The sequence below is a fragment of the Occallatibacter sp. genome (assembly GCF_049802275.1).
Lineage (GTDB): Bacteria > Acidobacteriota > Terriglobia > Terriglobales > Acidobacteriaceae > Telmatobacter.
This window is the reverse complement of record NZ_JBARMD010000312.1, coordinates 1-3446: the sequence shown is the minus strand read 5'-3', so window position 1 is coordinate 3446 and position 3446 is coordinate 1. Positions and strand designations below refer to the sequence as shown.

4 protein-coding genes are annotated in these 3446 nt (G+C 57.1%); 1 reads left to right on the top strand and 3 read right to left on the bottom strand.

Annotated elements, in window-relative coordinates:
• On the bottom strand, positions 1–270 hold a 270-nt coding region (locus WA354_RS10875; protein ID WP_472813032.1), incomplete at its 3' end, for a carboxylesterase family protein.
• Positions 271–414: 144 nt separating this feature from the next.
• Here WA354_RS10875 and WA354_RS10870 point away from each other — a divergent pair.
• The gene (locus WA354_RS10870) at positions 415–675 is read left to right on the top strand and encodes a hypothetical protein (RefSeq protein WP_472813031.1); all 261 of its coding nucleotides are present in this window, start codon (positions 415–417) and stop codon (positions 673–675) included.
• A 225-nt stretch (positions 676–900) separates the two neighbouring features.
• Here the strand turns inward: WA354_RS10870 and WA354_RS10865 are convergent, their stop codons facing one another.
• Both WA354_RS10865 and WA354_RS10860 read right to left on the bottom strand, forming a co-directional pair.
• Positions 901–1629 carry a 3-keto-alpha-glucoside-1,2-lyase-like domain-containing protein gene (locus WA354_RS10865; protein WP_472813030.1) on the bottom strand — a complete coding sequence of 243 codons (729 nt, stop codon included), beginning with the start codon at positions 1627–1629 and terminating at the stop codon, positions 901–903.
• Between the two features lie 31 nt (positions 1630–1660).
• Positions 1661–3446: alpha/beta hydrolase domain-containing protein (locus WA354_RS10860; protein WP_472813029.1), on the bottom strand; the 1786-nt coding region annotated here is incomplete at its 5' end.

The following is a 3446-nucleotide window of genomic DNA, read 5'->3' as shown; positions in this document are numbered from 1 at the left end:
GCCGAAGGTCGTGGCGCTGCGAACGCCGGTCCAGGACTTCGCGGGCAGCGGTTCGTGCCAGCGAAGATTGCCGATGGGCGGCTCTGCGTAAGGGATGCCGAGGAACTCCGCGCCGCCGCCGGAGCGTGGAGTGCCATTGATTTGGCCGGCCGTTGTGGCGACGACGAGAGACTTGTCATTGGCCTGGAGCGCTTGCGCTGAGGTTGGCACGGTGGCGCAAGCGATGAAGAAGAGGAACAGTGGCAAATGGATATGGCGGCTGATGTTCATTGGTCGGTCTCCAGGCCAGTACAATCAACGGGAATTCTACGGCAATTCCTGAAATGGTGTGGCCTTTTGGGGTTTACTCCTGCGCGGATCAAGTACCATCGGACGGAGATGCTGCGAGCGAGAACAGGTGCGATTGTCAGGTGGGTGCGGCGAATTGTCGTGGCGCTGTTGGCGGCATTCGTGGCGCTCTATGTCGGCGACTGGACAGTTTACAAGGTGCGCGGATCGCCCCAGGGATCCGTCAAGGTGAGCCAGACTCTTGTTGTTCCTTTGAAAGGCAACAAATCGGAATATGACTATCTTGGGACGAGCGACGTTGCCTGCTCGGCTTCAATCTTCTCGCAGGATGGTGAGACTCCCTGCTGGCAATTGCGGCGCGATCAAAATCAGAACACTAAGATGTAGCCTGTAGATTCAGGCAGCGACAATTGTTGTATCGGTCTCGTCTAACAGGCTGCTGCAAGCGAAACTTCGGCATCGGCTGTAATACATCCGGAACTACGAACCTTCCGGCTCAACTGCTCGATAAGTAGTTGGCGATGTGCTATGCGAGGGCCGTGACTCGGGATAGGAGCGTTTATCAGAGTAGGTCTCTCACCTTCGTTCGTGGTTTTCCAATGCGCAGTCAGGTCACGGCCCTTCGGTCTTCAGTCTAAGGTCGGCGAAGTAGGCTTCGGTCCCGACGCCAATCCACAGGGCGACTGCTCCACTACCATCGCCTAACTTAAGATCATTCACCAGCAGCGTTGGCTGTGCCACTCCGTTGACGTAAAGCCGCATCTTGACGCCACTAACTTCTATCTTGAGGTGAGTCCACTCGCCCGGCACAAGGTCCACGTACGATTCGTACTTCTCCGGTGACTCGGTGCGCAATTTCAACCATTCGTTGTCGGGAAACGACGCGTATTGCGTCGAGTGGTTTCGCCGTTCCTGATCTTCGGCGCGCCCGTTCGTAGGACGTATGTAGACGTAGTCATACCGGGAAGCGTCAGGCGGCACGCGAAACGCGATCCCGACAAACCCGCGTGCTAGAGCCGGCGCACTGGCCTGAGGCATTCCCGCGACGTCAACTTCGATCGTGCCGTTATGAAACTTAGACCCTTCGAGAACGACGACTCCGCCTCCCGTCCCAGACTTCTGAGGATCGTAGATCGCGTCTGCGCTCGGAAGCGTTCTCACGCGAACAGCATTTCGCCCTCGATAGGACACGGCATCGACGGATACGTTGTGTGGCAGCAAACCCTTGTCGGAGTCCAATCGATAGGACTGAGCGGCAATTCCTGTGGGCGCAAGAAAGGTTGCCATGGAGACCGCAGTCAGTGAGAGTTGCCGGTAGATCCGAGGCACGCTGGAACCCATACGGAGAGTCTCCTGGGCTAAGTCGATTGGCCTACCTGGCCGGCTGTGAGAGCGGCATGCCTTTCGTCCCGGCATAAAAGACGATGAAGGTTGCGGGCTGATCGCCCACGAAACCGCGGTGAGCCGTATGAACCGTCTCCGGCATCACTTCACCTGCGGTGAAATGCTTCTTGTTGCCCTTATCGTCCTCCACGGTGATCTCACCAGAGAGAACATAAGCAAAGCTCGGCATCGGATGAGAGTGCCACGTCAATTCTTTGTGCGCCGGAATGGTAATCTTCGCCACGACTGGTTCTGCCACCCCCACTGGGTACGCGCCGTATGCGATGCCATTCCACGACGCATCAGTGCGCAGCAATTCCTGGATTTCAATATCGCCCTTTGCCTGTCGATCCGTGTTCACATCTCCCCCTCTCTCCAGGAATAGCTTCGACGCATTTGCGGACTGCCTGATCTGCTTAGCATCGTAAGGCAGGATGAAGCCAGCGTCCAAAACCTCCTGCGTTGCCTTGTCTACCTCGTGCGCGTAACCGTCGTGATCGTGGTAACGTGCTTTGAGTTCTATGGAACTGTAGTCGTGATGAAAGCCCGCGAGCATGCACGTGCCGGGGCCTGAGTTGAATCCAGAATTCTGCGCCGTCGGTACTGCAAGTTGCGGCAGGCGTATGCCACCCAGCAACTCCCCATCCGCATCGCGCTTGAGGGTACCATCCGCGTTCCGCTCAAACTGCGGTGCGGCAGGAGCGGCCGTACCGTCGTTGATCCAAAGATTCAGGTGCTCGTATGCGGAATTGAGAACCAACTCGGTTGGCACTTTGCTCCAAAGCGGAGTCTGCTTGCATCCCGGAGTTGCCTGCGTGAGGGAAAGTGGTTTGCCATCGGGCGACTTTAAGAAGCCATCCCGCAGGGTTTCCACATCGACGTACCCATCCATTTCCTGAAAGCTCACATGCGAAGTGCCGGCAACCGGCCAGCGACGCAGAAAGGGACTGTCGCCGACCGTTGCAATTACCGGAAAGGCGGCTCCAAACTCTGTTCCGACACTGATGGCCGGGACCTTTGTGTCGCTTCGCAGACTTCCGGCGGCGTCGTAGTAGACAGATCCTTGATAAAGATTGTGAATGGGCTGAATCGAGTTGTAGTAGGCGGTCAGGCGCAGCGCCGATTGTGACTCACCGACGGCGATCAGATGCTTGATCACAAGTCCCGCCAGCGGATCGTTCGGGCCACGGTGGTTTAAAAGGGCTGCGCCAACTTGTCCGAAAATGTCCCACGAAAGCACATCGCCACGGTCGTCCAGCGTGCCGCCTTGAGGATCATCGTTTGAAGCTTCGGCGCTCAGTGAGCCGTAGCGAGCCGGATTCCACGCATTGAGTTGCTTGATGCCGGCGCGCTGGGCCGAGACGCCCACCCACGCGTAACCCTCGCGCATCAAGTAGTCATAGGATCCTCCCCAGCAGAAATCAATGTCCTGCCCTGCCGATACGTTGTACCACTCGACCACCACGACTCCGTTGAAGCGTTTGGGATCGATTGGCTTCCGCACCATGATCCTTGTGTTGTATGCATGCCCGCTGTCTACAAGCGTCGCTGTTTCCAACCTGTTCTTGATTCGATACCGATTGGCGGTTCCACTCGCGTAATACTCCTGCTCTGCATAGCCGTACCTGGTCAGATCAACGACCGCTGAATCCAGCGGGTGAGTGCCCGGAACACCGACTTCTCGGATTTCTGCAGGATGGACAGAATCGGAAGCAAGCAGTGGCGGTGCGGTCAGGTTGCCAAATATTAAGGCGGATGCTGCAACAATCACTGAC